The 2,383-nt window shown below is 64.1% G+C and carries 1 protein-coding gene; it reads left to right on the forward strand.

Annotation, left to right across the window (positions count from 1 at the left end; translation table 11 throughout):
• The first annotated feature begins 11 nt into the window (after positions 1-11).
• A complete protein-coding gene (locus tag EN914_RS32275; RefSeq protein ID WP_024503551.1) occupies positions 12-2,336 on the forward strand; it encodes an NADP-dependent malic enzyme in 2,325 nt (774 codons plus the stop codon).
• Positions 2,337-2,383 lie beyond the last annotated feature (47 nt).

A 2,383-nucleotide genomic window follows, 5' to 3' on the forward strand; every position in this document is an offset into this window, starting at 1 on the left:
GGAGTGGCCGCATGGAAGGCGAGAGCAAAAAGACGGCACGTTCGGACCTCGACGAAGCCGCCCTCTACTTCCACAAGCACCCAAGGCCGGGAAAGCTCGAGATACAGGCGACCAAGCCGCTCGGCAATCAGCGCGACCTCGCGCTCGCCTATTCCCCCGGCGTCGCCGCCCCCTGCCTGGAAATCCGCGACGATCCGGCGACCGCCGCCGACTACACCGCACGCGCCAATCTGGTCGGTGTCGTCACAAACGGATCGGCCGTGCTCGGCCTCGGCAATATCGGCCCGCTGGCCTCCAAACCGGTCATGGAAGGCAAGGCCGTCCTGTTCAAGAAGTTCGCCGGCATCGATGTCTTCGACATAGAGATCGACGCGCCCGCTATCGAGCGCATGGTCGAGACGATCTCGGCCCTCGAACCGACCTTCGGCGGCATCAATCTCGAGGACATCAAGGCGCCGGAATGCTTCGAGGTCGAGGAACAGCTGAAGGCCCGCATGGGCATACCGGTGTTCCACGACGACCAGCACGGCACCGCCATCATCGTCGCTGCCGCCGTGCTCAACGGGCTGGAGTTCGCCGGCAAGACCATATCGGACATCAAGATCGTCACCTCCGGCGCCGGGGCTGCCGCCCTTGCCTGCCTCAACCTGCTGGTCTCGCTCGGCGCCAAGGTCGAAAACATCTGGGTCACCGACCGTTTCGGCGTCGCCTACAAGGGCCGCACCGATGAGATGGATCGTTGGAAAGACCCCTATGTGAAGGACACCGAGGCGCGCACGCTGGCCGACGTCATTTCGGGCGCCGACGTCTTCCTCGGCCTGTCGGCGGCAGGCGTACTGAAGCCGGAACTGCTCCAGCACATGGCGCCGAAGCCGCTGATCCTGGCGCTGGCCAACCCCAATCCGGAGATCATGCCGGAAATAGCGCGTGCAGCGCGTCCGGATGCGATGATCTGCACCGGCCGGTCCGATTTTCCCAATCAGGTCAACAACGTACTGTGTTTTCCTTACATTTTTCGCGGTGCGCTCGACTGCGGCGCCAGCGCCATCAATGAGGAGATGAAGATGGCGGCGGTGCGGGCAATCGCAGCGCTCGCACGCGAGGAACCTTCGGACGTCGCGGCCCGCGCCTATTCCGGCGAGACGCCGATCTTCGGCCCTGAATTCCTGATCCCTTCGCCCTTCGATCCGCGCCTGATCCTGCGCATAGCGCCCGCGGTCGCCAAGGCAGCCTGCGACACCGGCGTCGCGACGCGGCCGATCACCGACTTTGCCGCCTATATCGACAAGCTGAACCGCTTCGTCTTCCGCTCCGGCCTGGTAATGAAGCCGGTGTTCTCGTCCGCCAAGGCATCGAGCGCCAAGCGCGTCATCTATGCCGACGGCGAGGATGAGCGCGTGCTGCGGGCTGCCCAGGTGGTGCTCGAGGAAGGCATCGCCGAGCCGATCCTGATCGGCCGCCCGCACGTCATCGAAGTGCGCCTGAAGCGCTACGGCCTGCGCATCAAGCCCGGGGTCGATTTCGGCCTCATCAACCCGGAAGACGATCCGCGCTACCGCCACTATGTCGACCTTTTGATCGAACTCGCCGGCCGGCGTGGCGTGACGACGGAAGCCGCGCGCACCATGGTGCGCACCGACAACACGGTGATCGCAGCACTTGCGCTGAAACGCGGCGATGCCGACGCCATGGTCTGCGGCCTCGAAGGTCGATTCGAGCGGCATCTGCGCAACGTCACCTTGATCATCGGCCCCCGCGCCGGCATCAAGGACCACGACCTGTCGACGCTTTCCATGCTGATCTCGCAGCGCGGCATCATCTTTCTGACCGACACCCACGTCTCCGTCGACCCGACGGCGGAAGAAATCGCCGAGATGACGGTGCTGGCGGCGGAAGAAATCCAGCGCTTCGGCATCGAGCCGAAGGCAGCACTCTTGTCGCATTCCGATTTCGGCTCGCGCGATTCGCCCAGCGCCCTGAAGATGCGGCAAGCAGCGGCGATCCTGGCGCGCATCGCGCCTGACCTTGAATGCGATGGCGAGATGCATGCGGACACTGCTCTGTCGGAGCACCTGCGCCAGCGCGTCTATCCCCATTCGAGACTGAAGGGCGAAGCCAATTTGCTGGTGTTCCCCAACCTCGATTCGGCCAACATCACGCTGACGGCGCTCAGAACCATGACGGATGCGCTGCATGTCGGGCCGATCCTGCTCGGCACCGACATGCCGGCGCATATATTGACGCCGTCTGTCACCTCGCGCGGCGTCGTCAACATGACGGCGCTTGCCGTGGTCGAAGCCGCCCACAAGGCACAAGCGGTCGTCAATCTGGGCTGAACACGGATTTCGCGGTAAACTGCAGTTAACCGCGAACACGGTAGCCT

It is taken from the genome of Mesorhizobium sp. M7A.F.Ca.CA.001.08.2.1 (genome assembly GCF_003998455.1).
GTDB lineage: Bacteria > Pseudomonadota > Alphaproteobacteria > Rhizobiales > Rhizobiaceae > Mesorhizobium > Mesorhizobium ciceri.

Coding starts and splice junctions, on each gene's coding strand:
- EN914_RS32275 (WP_024503551.1), top strand. CDS start 12: ATGGAAGGCGAGAGCAAAAAGACGGCACGTTCGGACCTCGACGAAGCC.